Origin of the sequence: Pantoea sp. WEP (assembly GCF_041678305.1) — a bacterium.
In the GTDB taxonomy this organism is placed as follows: Bacteria; Pseudomonadota; Gammaproteobacteria; order Enterobacterales; family Enterobacteriaceae; genus Pantoea; species Pantoea dispersa.
The window spans coordinates 125,772-146,365 of the sequence record NZ_JBGNXB010000002.1; the positions used below are offsets into that span (position 1 = coordinate 125,772).

The 20,594-nt window shown below is 55.2% G+C and carries 18 protein-coding genes; 9 read left to right on the forward strand and 9 right to left on the reverse strand.

Features of this window, described 5'->3' with window-relative positions:
- Positions 1-99: 99 nt before the first annotated feature.
- The 4 genes from ABVR31_RS19705 to ABVR31_RS19720 form a co-directional block, all read right to left on the reverse strand.
- On the reverse strand, positions 100-2,157 hold the full coding sequence (locus ABVR31_RS19705; protein ID WP_249217958.1) for a pyrroloquinoline quinone-dependent dehydrogenase: 2,058 nt from the start codon (positions 2,155-2,157) through the stop codon (positions 100-102).
- Between the two features lie 31 nt (positions 2,158-2,188).
- A complete protein-coding gene (locus ABVR31_RS19710) occupies positions 2,189-2,572 on the reverse strand; it encodes a hypothetical protein (protein ID WP_150360275.1) in 384 nt (127 codons plus the stop codon).
- Positions 2,573-2,924: 352 nt separating this feature from the next.
- The gene (locus ABVR31_RS19715; protein WP_021509410.1) at positions 2,925-3,953 is read right to left on the reverse strand and encodes a methionine synthase; all 1,029 of its coding nucleotides are present in this window, start codon (positions 3,951-3,953) and stop codon (positions 2,925-2,927) included.
- Positions 3,954-3,980: 27 nt separating this feature from the next.
- Complete coding sequence (locus ABVR31_RS19720; RefSeq protein WP_058776344.1) at positions 3,981-4,964, reverse strand: DUF1852 domain-containing protein; 984 nt, start codon at positions 4,962-4,964, stop codon at positions 3,981-3,983.
- Positions 4,965-5,587: 623 nt separating this feature from the next.
- Here ABVR31_RS19720 and ABVR31_RS19725 point away from each other — a divergent pair.
- Together ABVR31_RS19725 and ABVR31_RS19730 are read left to right on the forward strand one after the other, a co-directional pair.
- Positions 5,588-6,580, forward strand: coding sequence for a tyrosine-type recombinase/integrase (locus ABVR31_RS19725; protein WP_372774723.1), 993 nt, complete (start codon positions 5,588-5,590; stop codon positions 6,578-6,580).
- A gap of 144 nt (positions 6,581-6,724) precedes the next feature.
- Positions 6,725-8,419: a thiamine pyrophosphate-binding protein gene (locus ABVR31_RS19730; protein ID WP_372774201.1), complete on the forward strand. Its 1,695-nt coding sequence runs from the start codon at positions 6,725-6,727 to the stop codon at positions 8,417-8,419.
- On the opposite strand, the gene ABVR31_RS19735 is transcribed toward ABVR31_RS19730, so the two are convergent.
- Both ABVR31_RS19735 and ABVR31_RS19740 read right to left on the reverse strand, forming a co-directional pair.
- The gene (locus ABVR31_RS19735; RefSeq protein WP_372774203.1) at positions 8,409-9,329 is read right to left on the reverse strand and encodes a LysR family transcriptional regulator; all 921 of its coding nucleotides are present in this window, start codon (positions 9,327-9,329) and stop codon (positions 8,409-8,411) included. The genes ABVR31_RS19730 and ABVR31_RS19735 overlap by 11 nt on opposite strands.
- Positions 9,330-9,452: 123 nt before the next feature.
- The gene (locus ABVR31_RS19740; RefSeq protein ID WP_372774205.1) at positions 9,453-10,355 is read right to left on the reverse strand and encodes a LysR family transcriptional regulator; all 903 of its coding nucleotides are present in this window, start codon (positions 10,353-10,355) and stop codon (positions 9,453-9,455) included.
- A 136-nt stretch (positions 10,356-10,491) separates the two neighbouring features.
- Here ABVR31_RS19740 and ABVR31_RS19745 point away from each other — a divergent pair, with 136 nt between their 5' ends.
- Both ABVR31_RS19745 and ABVR31_RS19750 read left to right on the forward strand, forming a co-directional pair.
- Positions 10,492-11,085, forward strand: a complete 594-nt coding sequence (locus tag ABVR31_RS19745; protein WP_166719186.1) for a UbiX family flavin prenyltransferase — start codon at positions 10,492-10,494, stop codon at positions 11,083-11,085.
- A gap of 10 nt (positions 11,086-11,095) precedes the next feature.
- A complete protein-coding gene (locus tag ABVR31_RS19750) occupies positions 11,096-12,595 on the forward strand; it encodes a UbiD family decarboxylase (protein WP_021509403.1) in 1,500 nt (499 codons plus the stop codon).
- On the opposite strand, the gene ABVR31_RS19755 is transcribed toward ABVR31_RS19750, so the two are convergent.
- Positions 12,592-14,145 (reverse strand): sensor domain-containing diguanylate cyclase, encoded by a 1,554-nt coding sequence (locus ABVR31_RS19755; protein ID WP_058759152.1) that lies wholly within the window; start codon positions 14,143-14,145, stop codon positions 12,592-12,594. The two genes, ABVR31_RS19750 and ABVR31_RS19755, sit on opposite strands and share 4 nt — an antisense overlap.
- A gap of 149 nt (positions 14,146-14,294) precedes the next feature.
- Positions 14,295-15,323 carry an NAD(P)-dependent alcohol dehydrogenase gene (locus ABVR31_RS19760; RefSeq protein ID WP_278427277.1) on the reverse strand — a complete coding sequence of 343 codons (1,029 nt, stop codon included), beginning with the start codon at positions 15,321-15,323 and terminating at the stop codon, positions 14,295-14,297.
- A gap of 110 nt (positions 15,324-15,433) precedes the next feature.
- Between ABVR31_RS19760 and ABVR31_RS19765 the strand changes: the two genes are divergently transcribed.
- On the forward strand, positions 15,434-16,339 hold the full coding sequence (locus ABVR31_RS19765; RefSeq protein ID WP_372774208.1) for a LysR family transcriptional regulator: 906 nt from the start codon (positions 15,434-15,436) through the stop codon (positions 16,337-16,339).
- Between the two features lie 385 nt (positions 16,340-16,724).
- Entirely contained in the window at positions 16,725-17,372 is a 648-nt protein-coding gene (locus ABVR31_RS19770) for a hypothetical protein (RefSeq protein ID WP_372774210.1), read from the forward strand.
- Positions 17,373-17,414: 42 nt separating this feature from the next.
- Here the strand turns inward: ABVR31_RS19770 and ABVR31_RS19775 are convergent, their stop codons facing one another.
- Entirely contained in the window at positions 17,415-18,329 is a 915-nt protein-coding gene (locus tag ABVR31_RS19775) for a LysR family transcriptional regulator (protein ID WP_058776352.1), read from the reverse strand.
- 118 nt (positions 18,330-18,447) lie between these two features.
- Here ABVR31_RS19775 and ABVR31_RS19780 point away from each other — a divergent pair, with 118 nt between their 5' ends.
- From ABVR31_RS19780 to ABVR31_RS19790, 3 genes are read left to right on the forward strand one after another with little or no spacing between them, the layout of a single operon-like run.
- Positions 18,448-19,185, forward strand: a complete 738-nt coding sequence (locus ABVR31_RS19780) for an SDR family oxidoreductase (RefSeq protein ID WP_372774212.1) — start codon at positions 18,448-18,450, stop codon at positions 19,183-19,185.
- A 36-nt stretch (positions 19,186-19,221) separates the two neighbouring features.
- Entirely contained in the window at positions 19,222-20,136 is a 915-nt protein-coding gene (locus tag ABVR31_RS19785) for an SDR family oxidoreductase (RefSeq protein WP_372774214.1), read from the forward strand.
- 60 nt (positions 20,137-20,196) lie between these two features.
- Positions 20,197-20,457, forward strand: coding sequence for a hypothetical protein (locus tag ABVR31_RS19790; protein ID WP_325924187.1), 261 nt, complete (start codon positions 20,197-20,199; stop codon positions 20,455-20,457).
- The last annotated feature ends 137 nt before the right edge of the window (positions 20,458-20,594 follow it).

Sequence of the window (20,594 nt, forward strand, 5' to 3'; positions counted from 1 at the left end):
CACCTGTTGAGGTTTTGGCGGCCAATGGCCGCCGTTTTTATTGCAGGCATAAAAAAAGTGGAGCGCTGTGGCCCCACTCTGTTTGCTGACTGCGCTGGATTATTCCGGCAGTGCGTAAACCACCACCTGATCGCCAACCTGATCCTTCAGGATGGTGTTACCACCGGCGACAAAGGCGACATATTGGCGGCCTTTATATTCATACACCGAGGGGTTGGCAACCGCAGGCGCTTCAACCTGATCGGACCACAGCTCTTCGCCGCTATCCAGTGAATAGGCGCGTACTTTGGCATCCATTGAGGCGCCGATAAAGATCACACCGCCGGCGGTGACTGCCGGACCGCCAATGGTTGGCGAGCCCCAGCTTTCCGGCATGAAAAAGCCGTACTGCTGCGACGCGCCGACCGGACGACGCCATTTCACATCACCGGTGTGCATATCGAGCGCAACGATCTCGCCAAACGGCGGCTGCCAGCACGGCATGCCGAGCCAGTTGTTCGCCACCATCAGGCGCAGGCCGTAAGGCGCGCCTTCCTGCGGGGCGAAACCACTCTCGTTGCCCGAGCCGTTGTCGGCCTTGTCGTAATCGGCGCGGCTGTACAGCTTCACGTATTGCACGATGTGTGAGGTGTTCACAATGGCGATCTGTTTTTGCGGATCGAACGCCACGCCGCCCCACTGCACGCCGCCCGCGCTGTCCGGATAGGTCAGTGCGCCTTCGCCTTGGGTAGTCGGCGGCGTGTACATGCCGTCATAGCTCAGTTTATCCCACAGGCGTGAGCACTGACCGGCACCAACAATATCGGCCAGCTTCCAGATCGCCGGTTTTTTGGACTGATCCAGCAGCGGTGCCGGTTTGGTCGGGAACGGCTGGGTCGGCGACAGTTTCTCGCCCTGCACCGAACCATCGCCCTGCGGCACCGGACGCTCCTCAATCGGCCAGACATCTTCACCGGTCAGGCGATTGACCACAAACAGGAAGCCCTGCTTGGTGGCCTGAATCAGCGCCGGAATCTGCTTGCCGTTCACGGTAATGTCCATCAGCGTCGGTGCTGAGTTAATGTCGTAATCCCACACATCATGGTGCACCCACTGGCGCGACCACACCACTTTGCCGGTATTCACATCCAGCGCGGTCGTGGAGGTGCCGAGCGGAATTGGATCGACGCGGTTGCCGCCCCAGTAGTTTGGCGAAGGTGATGACACCGGCAGATAAACCAGGCCATGCGCTTCATCGGCCGACATGTGGGTCCAGACGTTAGCCGTGCCGGTGCGCGGGCGAATGCTGGCCGGGATGGCGTCAAAAGTCCATTCACGTGCCCCGGTCTGCGCGTTGATTGAAAACACCGTGCCCGGCGGCGCTTCTGCGTAAGCCCAGTCTTTGCCCGCCCAGCCAACGATCAGGTGTTCACCCACCACCGTCGGCGGCTGGAGCAGAGACAGCGGGAATTTAGCGTTAACCGTATTCCACTGGTTGACGTTGAGCACGCCTTTATCCGCAAAGTTTTCGCACGGCTTGCCGGAATCAGCATCCAGGGCATACAGCTTGCCGTCAACGGTGCCCATATAAACGATTTTCTGGCAGGCCTGACCTGCCTGCGGATTTTTCGCCTGCCAGTAGGAGACGCCACGATTTTTCAGCACCGGCTGCGTCAGCGCTTGGCGTGGCGCTTTAGTATCGTAGTGCCATTTCTCCTTGCCGGTGCCCGGATCCAGCGCAATCAGCCGATCAAATGGCGTGCCGATGTACAGCGTATCGTTGGCAAAAATTGGCGTGGCGGACCAGACGGTCGCCGGCGTGTCGCCCTTGCCATCCGAAACGTCACCGGTGTGAAACTCCCAGATTTTTTTCAGCTTGCTGACGTTGTCAGCGGTGATTTGTTTCAGCGGGCTGTATTTCTGCGCGTTGAGCTGGCCGTGAAAACTGTCCCACGTCGCCGTGGAGGGCACCAGCGGCGTGGCCGGCTGGCTGGCAGAGGCCACTTTCTCGCCGTCGCGCTTGCCGCTGGAGACATCATCAGTGGCGTGCGTGGTGCCGGGCGCCTGCTGATCGGCCGCATCCACGTTGAGTTTCTCCTGCGTACCCATCGACGCCTCAGCGGCTTTATCCTCGGCGCGTAGCGTGGCAGGTGCCATCAGCAGCGCCAGGGCGGTCATGCCGACTTTGAGCAGCGGAATGTATTTTTCATTATGCACGGTTAGCTCCTTGTGCAGTGGCGTGGCGAACGCGATGCGCCGGATTGCGCGCCAGCATAATCAGACCAATCAGGCCGATGATCATCGCCAGCGTAATGATCCCCTGATGCAGCAGCGCGGCAGCAAAACCGATCGCGCATAGCAGCAGCAGCGTGATGACGATCAGGAAAATGCGCCCGGCACGGCCGGTGGCCGCGCGCAGCAGAAAGGTCAGCACCGCCAGGACGACGCTGGCAATGGCGACGCCCAGCGCGCCAATGGTGCCGGTAACACCGGTGAGTGGCGTGAGCCAGGCATACAACGCGACAGCAAAGCCGATGAGTGCCGCCAGCAGCAGCAGTAAACTGCCCAAACGGGAGGATTGAGATTGCAACATACCAGGAAGTCCCTAAAGGATGAAAGCACAGAAAAAAGCGTGTACTGATGAGTCAATGCGGCTGTTGTTCGCGCGGGCTAATCAAATTAACGCCAGCGCAGCGTGAAAAGCAGCGGCATATATCACTTCGCGTTGCTGAGTATAGACGATGATATTCAGGCTGCCCGCCGGAGTAGATGCAGAGCAGGAATCAGATAAAATGGGGAATTTGTAATGGTCGGAGCGTGTATTTATAAAGGATAATTTAGCGAGGCCAGACAGGCGGCACGGCAAGGATGTTGATTACCGACGCTCAGGCCGCAGGATATTTAAACCCTGCGGACTGAGTCAGAGACAAATAAGGCGTTACGCGTTAGCCCTGCAGTTCTTTCCGCACAATTTCTGCGCCGGCACTTAATGCCTGCAGCTTACCGTAAGCCACATGACGCGACAGTGGCGTCATGCCACAGTTGGTGCTTGGATAAAGCTTATCGGCATCCACAAACTGCAGCGCTTTACGCAGCGTGGCAGCCACTTCTTCCGGTGTTTCGATGGTGTTGGTGGCGACATCAATCGCGCCAACCATGACTTTTTTACCACGAATCAGTTCAATCAAATCCATCGGCACGCGTGAGTTCTGACACTCAAGCGATACAATATCAATGCCGGAACTCTGCAGTTTCGGGAAGATCTCTTCATACTGACGCCATTCAGTGCCCAGCGTTTTTTTCCAGTCGGTGTTGGCTTTGATGCCGTAGCCGTAGCAAATGTGCACTGCGGTTTCACATTTAAGGCCTTCAATGGCTCTTTCCAGAGCGGCAATGCCCCAGTCATTCACCTCGTCGAAAAAGACGTTAAAGGCGGGTTCGTCAAACTGAATAATATCAACGCCAGCGGCTTCTAATTCGCGCGCTTCCTGGTTGAGAATTTTAGCGAATTCCCACGCCAGCTTCTCACGGCTTTTATAGTGATCGTCATACAGCGTGTCGATCATGGTCATCGGGCCCGGCAACGCCCATTTGATTGGACGCTGCGTCAGCTGACGCAGGTATTTGGCATCATCGACAAAGACCGGTTTCTGCCGGCTCACTTCGCCCACTACGCCGGGTACGCTGGCATCATAGCGATTACGGATGCGCACCGTTTTGCGGTTTTCAAAGTCAACGCCGTTAAGGTGTTCGATAAAGGTGGTGACGAAGTGCTGGCGCGTTTGCTCGCCGTCGCTGACGATATCAATACCAGCCTGCTGCTGGTCGTCCAGACATAAACGCAGCGCATCCTGTTTGCCCTGAATCAGCTCATCGCCCTGCAATTTCCACGGCGACCATAATGTCTCTGGCTGCGCCAGCCAGGAAGGTTTTGGTAAGCTACCAGCCGTTGACGTCGGTAATAATGTTTTCATTAATCAATAACCTTATTTATTCGTTAATCAAAGAGCGAAATGATCAGACCACTGTTTCAGAATGCTGTGGTAAGGCTTAATAAATTGCTCTTCGGTAAATTTACCCTGCTCAATCGCCAGGCGGGTACGCTCTTCGCGATCGTAAACAATTTTGGTCAGCGAGTGATCCTGATGATACAGGTCTGGCTGATATTCAATGCCCGCCGGTGAGTTCGCATTGTAAATCTCCGGGCGGTAAATCTTCTGGAAGGTTTCCATGGTACTGATGGTGCTGATCAGCTCCAGGTTACTGTAATCACTGAGCAAATCACCGGCGAAATAGAACGCGAACGGCGCTACGCTGTTGGCCGGCATGAAATAGCGCGCCCTGAGTCCCATTTTGGCGAAATAGAGATCGGTCAATGAAGATTCATTTTGCTGATACTCAATGCCCAGCACCGGATGCTGATTACCGGTACGACGGTAAATATTTTTGCTGGAGACGCTGAGGCAAATGACCGGCGCTTTGCGGAAGTTGGCTTTATACGTCTCTGAGTTGACAAAATGGCGGAAAATATTGCCGTGCAGCACGCCGAAGTCATCCGGAATACTGAAACCGGAACGGCCTTTATTATGCTCGGACAGCAGAACGCTGAAATCATAATCACGCACGTATGAAGAGAAGTTGTTGCCGGTGATCCCTTCAATGCGCTCACTGGTTTTTTTATCAACAATATTGGTTTTCAGGATCTCAATCGCCGGAAAGCTTTTGCCCTCGCCGCCTGCACCCAGATTCATTTCCACAGAAATGATATCCAGTTCAATCGCATAGCGATCGCCTTTGGGGTTGTCCCAGTTCGCCAGCGAATTGAAACGGTTGTTCATCATGATCAGCGCGTTGCGCAGATTCTCTTCACGATTGCTGCCGCGCGCCAGGTTGGCAAAATTGGTGGTAATGCGCGTATCTTTGGAGGGATTGTAATTCTCATCGAAGCGCGTGCTTTTTATACTAAAGGTAAAATCATTTTTCATCGAGAGCGGGCATCCTGATTTCTGCTTGCAACCTGACGCTATTCTCTCCTTCACCGGAGTTCTCAAAACGTTTACAGGTTTGCAAATTCAGCAGTGGTCATATTGTCGAAAATATTTAACATGGCCTTAGTTATGCCAGACTCCCTGCGAGAGGAAAAGTGATTAAATTTCAAAGCAAGATGAGCTAACTTCATGTTGCCTGCACCAGGCTCGCGCTGAGGGTAAGTAAGCAAAGGTTGGGCAAAAAACCTGCAAAATCAGGCGCTAATCTGCGCTATCACACTGCCCATCCTTAGCCTGACAGCTGACGGGGCGTTTGTAAGGTGAAAAAACTTCACCATCGCCGTTTTTCATCCCCTTTAGCGCTGTCCATCCAGATTTTCAGCGGTTAGAATAGCTGACTTCATATAATTGGCATTATATGAAGTCAGGATCCGTAGGATCATCACCTTTGGTTAACATGACGCAGTGTGTCAGTGCCACGCCGTGCCTAAAAAACCGGCACCGCTACGTTAAATCTGGCGGGTGATGACCCTGCAACATGCACAGAATTCACGTAGCGACGTCATAAATTAATGAGTAAAAAGGACACCCTGCCCGGGATTACCGCCAGCCCGGCCCTGATGCACAGTGCTGATGAGGATATTGCTGAACGCCTGAGAGAATTTGTCAGTGATAAAGAGGCATTTTCTGAAAACACCTGGCGACAGTTGCTGAGCGTTATGCGGATCGGCAGCCGCTGGGCGACTGAACATGGCCGGCAATTTTTACCGATGGATCCTGCCGATCTGCGTGATTACCTGCTGTGGCTTCAGGCATCGGGACGCGCCTCTTCGACCATCGCGACTCATGCGGCATTAATTTCCATGTTACACCGTAACGCCGGTCTGGTGCCGCCCAATGTTTCGCCGCTGGTGTTCCGCGCCGTAAAAAAAATCAATCGCAGCGCGGTGATAGCCGGTGAACGTGCCGGCCAGGCCATCCCCTTTCGCATTCGCGATTTACTCACGCTGGATCAACGCTGGGCGGGTTCCGATCGCCTGCAACAGCAGCGCGATCTGGCGTTTTTGCATGTGGCTTACGCCACGCTGTTACGCATCAGTGAACTGAGCCGCCTGCGGGTGCGTGACATTTCGCGCGCAGCTGATGGCCGTATCATTCTCGATGTCGCCTGGACCAAAACCATTGTGATGACCGGAGGACTAATTAAGGCACTCGGCGATCTCTCATCACAACGGCTGACCGAATGGCTGGTGGCATCCGGGCTGATCGCTGAACCCGACGCGTTCATTTTTGGCCCGGTGCACCGCGCCAACCAGGCGCAGATTGTCTGCGATAAACCGCTCTCGACCCGCGCGCTGGAGGATATTTTCGTCCGTGCGTGGCGTGAATCGGGACCGGGCACCGGCGTGCAACCCAATAAGAATCGCTATCGCGGCTGGTCGGGACATAGCACCCGGGTCGGTGCCGCCATCGACATGGCCAGCAATAAGTACAGCACCGCGCAGATCATGCAGGAAGGCACCTGGAAGAAGCCGGAAACGGTGATGCGCTACATTCGCCACGTTGATGCGCATGCCGGGGCGATGGTGGATCTGATGAATGGGCACCTTTAATCACGCGGCTTTGCCTCATAGTCATACCTTTTAGGGTATCAAACAGGCCAATCTTAGTATTGGAATCAACGCTCACCCTGCTTCTAAGATAAATTCAGCCCGGAAACTGGCGGATTATTAACCGATAGTCAGAGGTGAACAACGATGAATAAACCGATTGCAAAATTAAACGACATCCCGGTACGCCGCGGTGGTGATGTCCTGCTGGAAGTGTTAGAGAGCGAAGGCGTTGAGTATGTGTTCGGTAACCCAGGTACGACTGAATTACCGTTCATGGACGCCCTGCTCCGAAATCCCAACATCAACTATGTGCTTGCCTTGCAGGAAGCCAGTGCGGTTGCGATGGCCGATGGTTACGCGCAGGCTGCCGGTAAGCCCGGTTTTCTCAATCTGCACACGGCCGGTGGTCTGGGACACGGCATGGGCAATCTGCATAATGCGGTTTGCTCGCAAACGCCATTAGTGGTGACGGCTGGCCAGCAGGATTTACGCCACAGCATCACCGATCCCCTGCTGTTGGGGGATTTAGTGAGTATCGGTAAGATTTTTTCCAAATGGTCGAAGGAAATCACCAGCGTTGACCAGTTACCAATCCTGGTTCGCCGTGCTTTTCATGATGCGGATGCTGCGCCCAAAGGCCCGGTTTTCCTCTCTTTACCGATGGATGTGATGGAAGCCATGAGCGCCGTTGACATCGGCGCGCCGTCTAACGTTGATCGTAAAGCGGTCGCAGGTTCACTGCCGCTGTTAGCCAAAAAATTAGCCGCCTTTACTCCCGGCAAGGTCGCGATTATTGCCGGCGATGAGATTCATCAAAGCGGCGCGGCGGCGGAAGTTGTCGCACTGGCTGAGTTGCTGGCCGCTGACGTTTATGGCTCAACCTGGCCGAATCGGATTCCTTATCCCACCGCGCATCCTCTGTGGCGAGGCAATCTCTCTACTCAGGCGACGGACATTGCCAAAGCGCTTGATCAATACGATGCAATCTTTGCGCTCGGCGGTAAATCGCTCATCACCATCCTCTATACTGAGGGGCGTGCTGTGCCGGAGCATTGTAAAGTGTTCCAGCTCTCAGCTGATGCAGGCGATTTGGGGCGAACTTATCGTAGCGAGCTCTCAACTCTCGGCGATATTAAATCATCACTGGCGGTGCTGCTACCTGAGCTGAAAGAGGCTACCGCGCATAATCGCCCCGATTATCAGCGTCGTTTCGCGGCTGCAGCAGCACAGTTCGAACAAACTAAGGAGAACTTATTACTGTCGGTACAAGAGCAGCAGTCGGCCACGAAGATCACGCCATTGATCGCCGCATTTGAGGCCGCGCGCGCTATTGGTCCGGATATAACCATTGTTGACGAGGCCATTGCGACCTCACAATCGCTGCGTAGATCGCTGTCGAGTAACAGAGCAGATCAATATGCTTTTATGCGCGGTGGCGGTCTGGGCTGGGGCATGCCCGCTGCAGTGGGGTATTCCATCGGACTGGGCAAAGCCCCTGTTGTCTGTTTTGTTGGGGATGGTGCGGCAATGTATTCGCCTCAGTCGCTGTGGACCGCCGCCCATGAGCAATTGCCGGTAACCTTTATTGTGATGAACAATACTGAATATAATGTTCTTAAGAACTTTATGCGGTCTAAAGAAGATTATACCTCGGCGCAAACCAATCGCTTTATCGCCATGGATTTGGTAGATCCTGTGATTGATTATCAGGCACTTGGCACCGCGCTGGGGCTGAAAACGCGTAAGATTGAGGTGGCTTCACAGATCGCTGCGGCTGTCGAGGAGGCTATCGCCAGCGGTAAACCCAGCCTGATCGAAATCGTGATTGCTAAGAACTGATGCGGGTATCCGATGCCGTGCTTAACTCCTCTGCGAAGGCACGGCATTGGTTAACAAAGTGTTCCAGCGCTGGATTTTTATTATCAGAAGACCACATCAGGATATTTTCGATGGTATTTGCGTCCGCAATTTTCCGATAATTAATGCCTCTTATCTGCGCTGTCGCCATACTTGCCGGGATGATGGCCACCCCTAATCCATGAGCGACGAAATTAACGATGGTTTGCTGGACGGAAACCTCAACGCCAATATGTGGACTGAAGCCGGCTTTCAGACATTGATTAAAAATTCTGTCATAAAGCAGCGGCGACATAGGGCGGGGCACAATGATAAACGGGTCATTAGCCAGCGTTTCCAGAGTGAAATTTTCAACACTGGCCTGGGGATGATCCGCAGGAAGCGCGACGATTAACGGTTCACGCAATAACACCAGCGAGTTAATCGCGGAGCTGGTGACTTCCGAAAAGCTGATCGCAACGTCCAGCCGCCCATCTTCCAGCGCAGCGTTCAACCCGGTCGGGATCATTTCCTGGAATTGCAGATCAATACTGGGGTAGTTCATTCTGTGTTTCATGACCAGTTGCGGCACCACACTGTACGATGCGTACATGGTTGCGCCCAGCTTAATTAATCCCATTTGCCCTTCTGAAACAGCCTGCACATTACTACACGCCTGCTGCATCATTCTTAATACAGCGTAAGCATCTTTCAGGAATTGCTCGCCGGCAAAGGTAAGTTTCATGCCTTTGGCATTACGGGTAAACAGTTTCGCACCCACATCACGTTCGAGCTGGGCTATTTGTCTGCTTAGCGGGGGCTGCGAAATATTCAGCTTTTCTGCTGCCCGGCCTATATTCCCCACTTCTGCCACGGTACAAAAACTCATTAGCTGATTCAGTGTTGGCTTCATGACTGCGCTTCTCACGCATAATCTGACAATAGATACCTCAGTGAATCACAATTTAGCCGATATGGCATAGCAATTCGCCATATTGATCCCCATAACGCCGCTGAGGCTGGAATACCCGCCTGATTACGCAGCGGGCTCCTCCCCATAGTGTGACTGCGCGTACCCGGCAAAGCGCCGGATCTCCGGGTTAGCCGCGCCGGTTTTCCAGCACAGGTAGAGTGCCGTTGTGACATCCTGCTGCGCCAGCGGCAGCAGTGCCACATCCTGCCGCAAAAATCTCTCCGGGGCGTGGGGGATGAAGGTCACGCCCAGACCCAGCGCAGCGAGGTCGACGGCGGTGGCCACATCGCGCGCGCGGAGCACGCTGGCTGGAATCTGCCTGGCGGCGGCATAGAGATTAAGCACCGCGCCACCAAGCCCGATGCCTTCCGGATCTTCCTGCAAAATCAGCGGCTCCGCCGCTAAATCAGCCAGCGAGATGCAGGCCTGCTGCGCCAGCGGATGGTCGTCGGCCAGCACCGCACACAGCGAGGTTTGATGCAGAATTTGCCGGCTTATCTGGCGACGTTCCGGCAGCGGCCCGCGCAGGATGCCGATATCCAAATCGCCGCTCTCCAGCAGGCTTAGCTGTTGGTTGACGCTGTACTCCACGGGTTGCAGCGCGATCTGGGGAAAATCACGCCTGAAGGCACGGATAATTTTGACCAGCGCCGGCTCCAGCATGGACGTGCCCACATAGCCAATGCGTAACATGCCGCGTCGTCCGGCGGCCACCTGCTTAATCGTGTTCTGCAGATGCTCCACACGTTGCACCGTCTGCTGGACTTCCCCGAGCAGCAATGCGCCTTCGCGCGTCAGACTCACCTTACGCTTGTCGCGCGCAAATAACTTCACGCCCCACTGCTGCTCCAGTGCCTGAATATGCTGAGACAACGCTGGTTGCGTGAGGTTAACCGCCGCCGCCGCCCGTGCGAAATGCAGCGTATCGGCGAGTGCCAGAAAAGAACGCAGCTTACGGTAATCCATGCCACACCTGATAAGGATTCGTTATTAATAAAAGCATAATACCAATTAGACCCTGATTAGCGAGCGCATTATCTTTGCCAGCAGGACGGCGACGGCAGGAACGCGCCGGAAATTTTTGCCTCTCACAGGAGGCCTTATGCGCATCATTGTCGGCGTAACCGGTGCCACCGGTGCCCCACTCGCGCTGCGATTACTGCGGCAACTGGCGGACATTCCGCACATCGAAACGCATCTCATTTTGTCACGCTGGGGAAAAGTGACGCTGGAACATGAAACCAACTGTTCTCTCAATGAAATCAAACAGCTGGCCGATGTGTTTCATCCGGCCGGTGACCAGGCCGCGACTATCTCTTCGGGCTCATTTGTCACCGATGGGATGGTGATTATTCCCTGCAGCATGAAAACGCTGGCCGGTATCCGCAGCGGGTATGCGGAAGGGCTGATTGGCCGCGCGGCGGATGTCGTCCTGAAAGAGCAGCGCAAACTGATTCTGGTACCGCGCGAAACCCCGCTCAACACCATTCATCTGGAAAACATGCTGGCGCTGTCACGCATGGGCGTCAGCCTGATTCCCCCTGTGCCGGCCTGGTACAACCATCCGGCCACGATCGCCGATGTGGAAAATCATATCGTGGGTCGCGTGCTGGATCAGCTTGGTATCGACACTGCTGGCGCCACGCGCTGGCAGGGTTTGCATCCCGCCAGTGATGACCTGACACTCCCAAACTAAGGAACAGCCTATGTCAAACACATCTCCCTCTTCGCACAGCAGTGAGGTTTACGATCTGCGTTCTGCCATCGAACTGCTGAAACAATTTGATGGTGAGTATATTGAGACCGATGAACCGGTAAATCCCGAAGCGGAACTGTCCGGTGTCTATCGTTATGTTGGCGCGGGCGGTACCGTGATGCGTCCCACGCAGACCGGACCGGCGATGGTGTTTAATCACATCAAAGGTTACGACAACTTTCGCGTACTGATTGGTTTGCTGGCCTCACGGCAGCGCGTGGCGCGCCTGCTAGGAGTGCCGAAAGAAAAGCTGGCGCATCTGCTGCGTTCATCGGTACATAACGCCATAGCACCGGTGGAAATAAGCCAGCAGCAGGCAGTTTGTCAGGAAGTGGTGCACCTCGCCACGGATGACGGTTTTGATATCCGCCGCCTGCTGCCCGCGCCAACCAACACGCCTGAAGATGCCGGCCCTTATTTCACCATGGGGATGTGTTATGCCGCCGATCCGGAAACCGGCGAACACGACGTCACTATTCACCGCTTGTGTGTGCAGGGCAAAGATGAGATCTCGATGTACTTTGTGCCGGGCCGCCATCTTGATCAGTTCCGCATCAAGGCTGAGCAGGCGGGCAAAGCGTTGCCGATTACCATCAGTATTGGCGTCGATCCGGCCATCGAAATTGGTGCCTGTTTCGAGCCGCCGACCACACCGCTCGGTTTTGATGAGCTGGCGATAGCCGGTGGTCTGCGCGGTCGGGCGGTTGAGCTGGTTAAGGGTGTCGCCGTCGATGCCCGCGCCATTGCCCATGCAGAGATCGTGATTGAGGGTGAACTGGTGCCGGATTATCGCGTACAGGAAGATCAGCATACCCATAGCGGTAAAGCGATGCCGGAATTCCCAGGTTATACCGGTGAAGCGCAGGCGGCAGTGCCGGTGATTAAAGTCAAAGCCGTGACGCACCGCAAAAATCCCATCCTGCAAACCTGCATCGGACCGAGCGACGAGCACACCAATCTGGCCGGTATCCCGACCGAAGCCAGCATTCTCGATATGGTTGAGCGTGCGTTACCGGGTCTGGTGAAGAATGTACATTGCCCTTCGCCAGGCACCGGGAAATATGTTGCGGTGCTGCAAATCAATAAGCGCGGCCCACAGGATGAGGGACGCCAGCGTCAGGCTGCCCTGCTGGCTTTCTCGGCCTTTTCAGAGCTGAAGCACGTGTTTCTGGTCGATGAGGATGTTGATGTGTTCGACTTAAATGACGTGATTTGGGCGATGACCACGCGTTATCAGGGCGACGCGGATACCATCTTTATTCCCGGCGTGCGCTGTCACCCGCTCGATCCCTCACAGGATCCGGCCTTCAGTAACTCGATTCGCGCCCATGGCATTACCTGTAAAACCATTTTTGACTGTACGGTGCCGTATGACCTGAAACACAATTTCCAGCGCTCGCAGTTTATGGAAGTCGATGTTTCACGCTTCATTCCAGGTTTTAACCGTTAATCACTCACTGCCCGCCAGGCCTGCGCCTGATTGCGTCCGCTATGCTTGGCCTGGTAGAGCGCCGCATCAGCATGCTCGATCAGGTTGCCGGCCTGATCGTCATGCCAGGTGGTCGCACAGCCCGCGCTGAGCGTCACCTGCGCGTCGGGCAGCGCGGAAGCGGCGTGAGGCAGATGCAGGTCAGCAATCGCCTGTACTGCCTGACGCGCAATATTCAGCGCCGCATGCTGATCGGCACCGGCGAGGATGATGGCAAACTCCTCGCCGCCATAGCGCGCAACCATGTCGCTCTGCCGTAGCTTAAGGCGTTTAAGCGCGTCGGCCACCTGGCGTAAACAGTGATCGCCTGCCACGTGTCCGTAGCGATCGTTGTAGTGTTTGAAGTAGTCAATATCCATCAAAATCAGCGACACCGGCGCTGATTTTTCCCGCAGATTATGCAAAGCATTCTGCAAAAAGCGGTCAAACTGTCTGCGGTTAGCCAGACCGGTCAGCCCATCGAAAAACGCCAGCTGATCCAGATGGTGATTGGCATCGGCGAGGTCGTTTTTTAGTTTGAGCAGCGCTTCCTGATAATGCTGGCTATGCCGAGCCTGACGAATGACAAACAGTCCCAGCAGGATAATCGCGACCAGCAGCGCCACGTTCAGGGAAATATCCTGCAGTCTTCCTTTCACCCAGCGCAGATACAGATTGCGCTTGTCATAACCCGCCGCGACGACCAGCGGATAGCGTTCTGAGCTGGCGAAGCCGAAGATGCGCACCTGCCCATCCAGCGCTGCGTTCCACTCGCCGCTGCCGCGATCGGCTTTCACCAGCATTTGCTGGAACAGATGGCTGGCGGAAAGACTCTTGCCGATGTAGCTGTCGGGCATCGGACGGGCATAAAGCACCGTGCTGTCTGCCAGCATCAGTACCAGCACGTCACGTGGCCCCAGTTCGTAGTAACTGTAAAAACGGCGGAAATAATCCACTTTAATGGTGGCTAACAGGATGCCTTTGAAATCACGCGCGGCATCACTGACACGCAGGGAAACCGGAATAACCAGATCGCCAGTGCTGCGGCTGCGGATCACCGGGCCGATGTGCAAACTGTCACGGCTGTTGTTGCGGTGATAGCGGAAATATTCACGGTCAGAGTTGTTGGTGCCCACCGGCACGCTGCGCGTGGAGGTGGCGATCCAGCGTCCCTGCTCATCATAGTAAAACAGCCCGTGCAGCTGCGGCAGACGGCTTTGCAGATCGCGCATAATCTGGCTCAGGTTGGCGGCGTTGAGTTTTTCCAGCGGCTGCGCCTGCAGGTCGCGCTGCACTTCACGCAGGGCCAGTTCGGTCTGGAGCACGGTATCTTCCGCCTGACGTGACTGTGACAGGGAAAGATTGACCGCCATCTCTTCCGTCTGGCGCACCGCGCCGTGCCAGTCTTCGCGCAGCGTCCACAGGGTGAGCGCAATGATCGCGCATATCAGCAATCCGCCGGACAGCAAAATACTGCGCAGCAGCGAGGAACCTGAAATGATTGCCGCTTCATTTTTCCTTTTAAACGTCATGTTTCACCCTGTTGCTGTCTCAACGCTAAGTTAAGCACATAATCAGCGACGGGATTTTCAGGATTAAAGGCGGTAAAGATGTCAGGCGTGGCGATGGCCGCTGAACGACGGGTGAATGCTGCATAAATCGCCAGCGATCAGCGCGCGTCTCACTCGCTGCTCATCGTGATGACCACCTTACCGAAAGGCCCCCGGTCCAGATGGTCCAGCGCTGATGGCAGGTCAGAAAACGCGTACACCGAGTCGATCACCGGCTTTATGCCGGTCCGATCAACGGCACGGATCAGGCGTGTGAGTGCGCGACGGCTACCAGTGCCGATACCATGAAGGGTCACGTCTTTCATCATCAGCGGCATTGCCGGTGAGCTGAAGTCAAAGCCCTCAAGCGCGCCGATCTGGCAGATGTGCCCACCGACCGCCGCCAGCTGCACGGATTTCCCCAGATGATCGCCACCGATGACTTCGAGGATATGATCGGCGCCGTGGTTGGCGGTGATGCGGTAAATTTCCTCCATCCAGTCTTCACGGTGGCGATCCACATAATGGTCGGCACCCAGCGCTTTCGTCCGGTCGGCGTTGCTGGCTCTGCCGGAGACAATCACCTGCGCGCCATGCGCTTTGGCAATCTGCAAACCAAACAGGGCAACCCCGCCGGTACTGGGAATCAGTACAATATCACCAGCCTGCACGCCGGCACGTTCGACCAGCGCAAACCAGGCGGTGAGACCGGCACAGGGCAATGTGGCAGCCTGAATCGGGTTAAGCGTCGCGGGGGCGGTAACCAGCCACGCTTCCGGCATAACCACATATTCAGCCAGCACGCCGGGATAATAACCGCCCAGCGTTTTATAGGCCGGCGTGCGCGCATCGCCGGGACGCACACCGTCGATCCAGTCGGGCGTGAACGTTGAGATAACCCGGTCACCGGTGCTGAAGCGGCTGACACCTTCCCCCCGGCCAACAACGACGCCGGCCAGATCGGAACCCGGTGTAAAAGGAAACGCAAGCGGCAGGCCCCGGCCATTCTCAATCACCATCTTGTCCCGGTGATTCAGGGCGACGGCTTCAACTTTCACCAGCACCTGCTGCGGACCCGGAACCGGCATCGCGACCGTTCTCAGTTCGAGGTTATCGCGCCCGATGGCGTCTGTTTCCCAGCGTCGCATGTGTTTTGTCATCGTAAAGCCCTTCCAGGTCATTAATTTTATTGGTGTTGTTAGTCTCCGGCTTCTGATTATGAATAACAATACGCTATAATCGACACAACTTGTTGAGCCGGGAAGCAATAATGAAAGGCAGCGAATATAGCGAACTCCGGGCATTTGTGTGTGTCGCGGAGGAACGCAGTTTCAGACGGGCGGCGCAGCGCCTGGGTGTGTCGCCCTCCGCGCTGAGTCATACCATCCGCGCGCTCGAGGAGCGTTTGGGTAGCCGGTTACTCAACCGGACCACCCGCAGCGTGGCGCCGACAGAAGCAGGACAGGCCCTGCTCAATCGTCTGATGCCGGCGATGGCGGAGATCGCCTCGGCCGTCAGGGACGTCGGTGCCTGTCAGGACGAGCCGCGTGGACGGGTTCGCATCAATCTGCCGCGTATTGCTGCCCGCATGTTGATTGCGCCCATGCTGCCGTTATTCAGGGAGAACTATCCGCATGTCTCTCTTGATGTGGTTATTGATGACAGCCTCACAGACATTGTCGGCAAGGGATTCGATGCCGGCATCAGATCGGGACAACTCGTGCAGCAGGATATGATTGCCGTGCGGCTGACGCCCGACATGCGGATGATTGTGGTCGGTTCCCCGGACTACTTTTCACGCCATCCCGAGCCACAACATCCGCAGGATTTGCGCCAGCATCAATGCCTGACCTATCGCTGGGCCGAAACCGGTGTGCTGCAACGTTGGGAATTTCATGGGCCGGCAGGCGCGCACAGCGTGAATGTTGAAAGCATTGTCACCGCCAACGAAACGGATTTTGTGCTCGACGCGGCGTTAAAAGGAACCGGGCTGGCCTATATCAGCGATCAGTTCGCCCAACCCTGTATTGAACGCGGCGAACTCAGGCAGGTGCTGAGCGAGTGGTCTGCAGTATTTTCAGGGCTTCATCTCTATTACGTTAACAATCCCCATATGTCGGCCTCGCTGAGAGCGTTTATTGATCAGCTAAAATCCTTTGTCGCGACGAGGCGTTGAAATCAGCCAGCGCCATGCTGTTTGTTCGACTACGAATATTAAATCACGCTAATCATTATCCCTGCTATCGTTCCGGTTGTTACCGCCGGTATTTTCTCCCCTGCAACGCGCCTCATCCGCTGCCGCCACGCTTTTAAGGCGATCTAAATTTGCAGCAAAAATTTATTCAATCATTAAATTATATTTATTATATTAGCGAAACTTTAATGTGGACTGGTTGAGGATTACAGTGCATTTAACAAGGAAATCAGTGATTAGCAGCGCTATCTCTGATGGCGTACTGACAAAAAGAACCCACAGAATGTGCAGGATACTTAATGGTATCGATCAGCGCATTAGCATTACACCGGCAAGCGGATTGATTGACTTCCTTAAAGGGATGGAGGTGACCAATGAACAGTACCGGCGCCGTGGAATCGTTAAGGAAAAACGCTCAATTTTTCTCTATAACGAAGGGCTGCTGAATCCGGAAAGCACGCTATTTCTCGCCCGCAAAGGCCAGGATATCCTCGGCACGCTAAGTGTCATCGCCAATCACAATAACCGTCTGCCGTGCAGCAAACTTTTTCGTGAAGAGATGGCCGCCCTGAAGCTGGAAAAGCGCAAAGTGGTAGAGCTTGGCACGCTGTCGGTACGCTATCAGGCAGACAGTGAAAATATTGTGTTTATGCTGTACCTGAAAATCATGATCTACACCATTTTCATTGAACAGGTGGATGACATCTTTATTCAGGTCAAAGAGAAGGTTGCTGCGTTTTACGAGCGCAATTTCCTGTTCAAACAGGTCGGCGGCACCAAAAAGCACCCGGATTACAGTGACCTTAACGCCACGCTGCTGCGCGTGGACGTGAAAAGTATCCGCGACAAAATTTATGAGCAGCAGTGTTATGGCCCGATGGGCTGGCTGCGCATGCTGCGTGAACTTGGTTTACTGCAGCACTACCGCACGCTGAGCCAGCAGTGCCACAGCTGCCCGCGCTTTACGCCGGACCAGCGGGACGCGGAGCTCTATCAATATCTGTGTAATCTGTGACGGCGCCAGACTCCTCTGCACCGTTTTCGATTTTCACACAGATCACTTGCCGGCATTGCTATCCACGTCGTGCTGCAGGAAGAGTTCTTTTAGCCATTCGATGAAGACCCTGACTCTGGGCGATAGCTGTCGGTTACGCGGATACAGGACAGAGACGGGAGACGGTTCAGGTGGAAAGGCTTTGAGCAATTCGACGAGGGCCCCCGTCTTCAGATCATCTTCCACGTGATAACGCGGCACCTGGATGATGCCGAGTCCCATGCGCGCCACGGATACAAAGGTATCAGCCGCATTAACGGTAATTGAAGTTTTGATCGTCGTGGTGATGCGCTTGCCGTCCACCCTGAAGGCCAGCGGCAGGATACCGCTGCTGCCCGTGGTGCGGAATCCGATCATCCTGTGGCCGGAATGCAGTTCATCCGGATCCGACGGAAGCCCGAACCGGGAGACGTAACCGGGCGAAGCGACCGTGACCTCTTCCAGCGTGGCGACGCACCGCGCGATCATATCGCTGTCCTGCGGCGTTCCGACACGCAGGACACAATCAATTCCCTCACGCACCAGATCGACCAGCCGGTCACCCTCGCTCAGATAGATTTCGATATCAGGATAAGCTTCGAGGAAACAAGGAAGGTGCGGCAGAACAAAATGTCTTGCCAGCGTGCCATGAACATCGACACGCAACAATCCCTTCGGCCGGGCGCCGGCAAACGCCCCCTCGGCATCCTCGATATCGTCCAGTATAGAAACGCAGCGCTTGTAATAGGCTTCACCGTCCAGCGTCGGGCTGACGTGACGCGTGGTGCGTTCCAGCAGCTTAATGCCCAGGCGCGATTCAAGATGCTTAATCGCGTCCGTTACGGTCGAGCGTGGCAGGCCGAGGTCTTCCGCCGCCCTCGTGAAACTGCGGCGCGCTACCACACGCGTGAAAACGCGCATCGTATCAATTCTGTCCATGGCATTGTTCGTTATTATCGGATTCTGATACCAGATAGTGACTGATTATCCGGAAAAGATACAGTGCTAGATTTCTCCGTGTTCAGGCGCGATACCGCGCGAAAATAGGAGAATATCTATGTCTGCTTCAGAGAAAGTTGCAATCGTAACCGGTGCATCCCGCGGAATTGGTGCCGCCATTGCCAGGCAGCTTGCTGCGGACGGCTTTACCCTCGTGGTGAACTATGCCGGCAACGCTGAGGCTGCTGCCGCCGTGGTTGAGGAGATCGAAGCCGCCGGTGGCAGAGCCATCACCGCGCAGGCGGACGTTGCTGATGCCAGCCAGGTCAAACGCATGTTCGATTTAGCCGAATCTGCGTTTGGTGGTATTGATGTGCTCGTCAATAATGCCGGCGTAATGATGCTGTCTCCGCTGGCCAGCGCCGACGATCAGAGTTTTAGCAAGCAGATTGACATCAATCTTAAGGGGACGTTTAACACCCTGCGCGAAGCGGCAAACCACCTGCGCTCTGGCGGGCGCATCATCAACTTCTCCACGTCGGTTGTCGGGCTTAAGCTTGAGAATTATGGCGTCTATGCCGCGACCAAGGCGGCCGTCGAAACACTGACAACCATCATGTCCAAAGAGATGCGCGGACGCAGCATCACCGTCAATGCCGTCGCGCCCGGTCCGACTGCGACCGACCTCTTCCTCAACGGGAAAAGCGATGAACTGATCGCGCGCATGTCCAAAATGAATCCGCTGGAGCGTCTCGGCACGCCTGAGGATATCGCCAGTGTCGTTTCTTTTCTCGCCGGACCACAGGGCAGCTGGATGAACGGACAGATCCTGCGCGCCAATGGCGGAATGGTCTGAGCCGCAAACTGCAGATTGAGTCAATGGAGTACTGTTATGTCTCAGAAGATTATCCTTGTGACCGGATCGTCAAGCGGCTTCGGTCGCCTGACTGCCGAAGCGCTGGCTCGTGCTGGCCATACCGTTTATGCATCAATGCGGGATATTGCGGGTCGTAATGCCGCAAATGTCCGCCAGTTAAGCGAACTTTCCGCGCGGGAAGGAATTGACCTCCGGCCGCTGGAACTTGATGTTCAGAGCGACATATCGGTTGATGCTGCCATTGAAACGGTAATATCCGACGCCGGGAAGCTTGATGTGGTGGTACACAATGCTGGCCACATGATGTTCGGCCCGGCCGAAGCCTTCACGCCAGAGCAGTTCGCCCAGCAATATGACGTTAACGTGCTGGGAACGCAGCGCGTCAACCGGGCCATACTGCCGCATATGCGCTCCCGCCATGAAGGCCTGCTGGTCTGGATTTCCAGTTCCAGCGTGACCGGCGGCACACCGCCCTATCTGGCCCCTTACTTTGCCGCCAAAGCGGCGATGGATACGCTTGCCGTTCAGTATGCGCGCGAGCTCAGCCGATTCGGCATTGAGACGACAATCATCGTGCCGGGAGCCTTTACCAAAGGAACGAACCATTTTGCCTATTCAGGAAGTCCTGCCGACACCGGGCGTGTCGCGGAGTATGAAGCAGGTCCTTATGCCGGTTTCGGCGATGTTGTGCAAAAGGCCTTTGCGGAGATAGTGCCGGAAGATGCCGATCCCGCGCGCGTTGCAGCACAAATAACCGATGTTGTCGGTATGCCGTTTGGTACGCGTCCATTTCGTGTGCATAACGATCCGTCCGAAGACGGCGCGAATATCGGCTTTGCGGTCATCGACCGTTTGCGTGCCGAAATGCTAAATCGGGTTGGATTGTCCGATCTTCTGACGCCAGCGAAAGCACCGTCATGTGAAGGGTAACAGGTGTGACCGGCGGGATCGCTCGCCGGTTGCTTTACCATGCAAACAGGAGCGCCGGAAATGCACACCGTTGTCATCCTTATCTGTGGCTTTGCGCTATTTGGCATCTTCCTGGCATTTGGATGGCTCTGGCATTTAGGGCCCTTTCCCAGTGAGTTAACCACGAAAAGTTTCATCGCTGTCTGGGTGATAATCGCATTCATCAACATGTGGACAGGTATCAACAAAGCCGGCTATGCGTTCAGTGAAGAATTGTCCATACTGCCGTACGTGTTGCTGCCGCCGGTCATCGCTGCCGGTTTCGTGCTGTTTCTCTGGTAACTCGATCACAAACAACCAGCAAGTCAGACTAATGACGTAAGCTACTGTTTAGCTAACATCGAAACATGATTCGCAGATGGCGATTTATCGCCTGTTTTCAGGTAAACTTTCCGGTGATGTAATGGTGAATTTTAAGG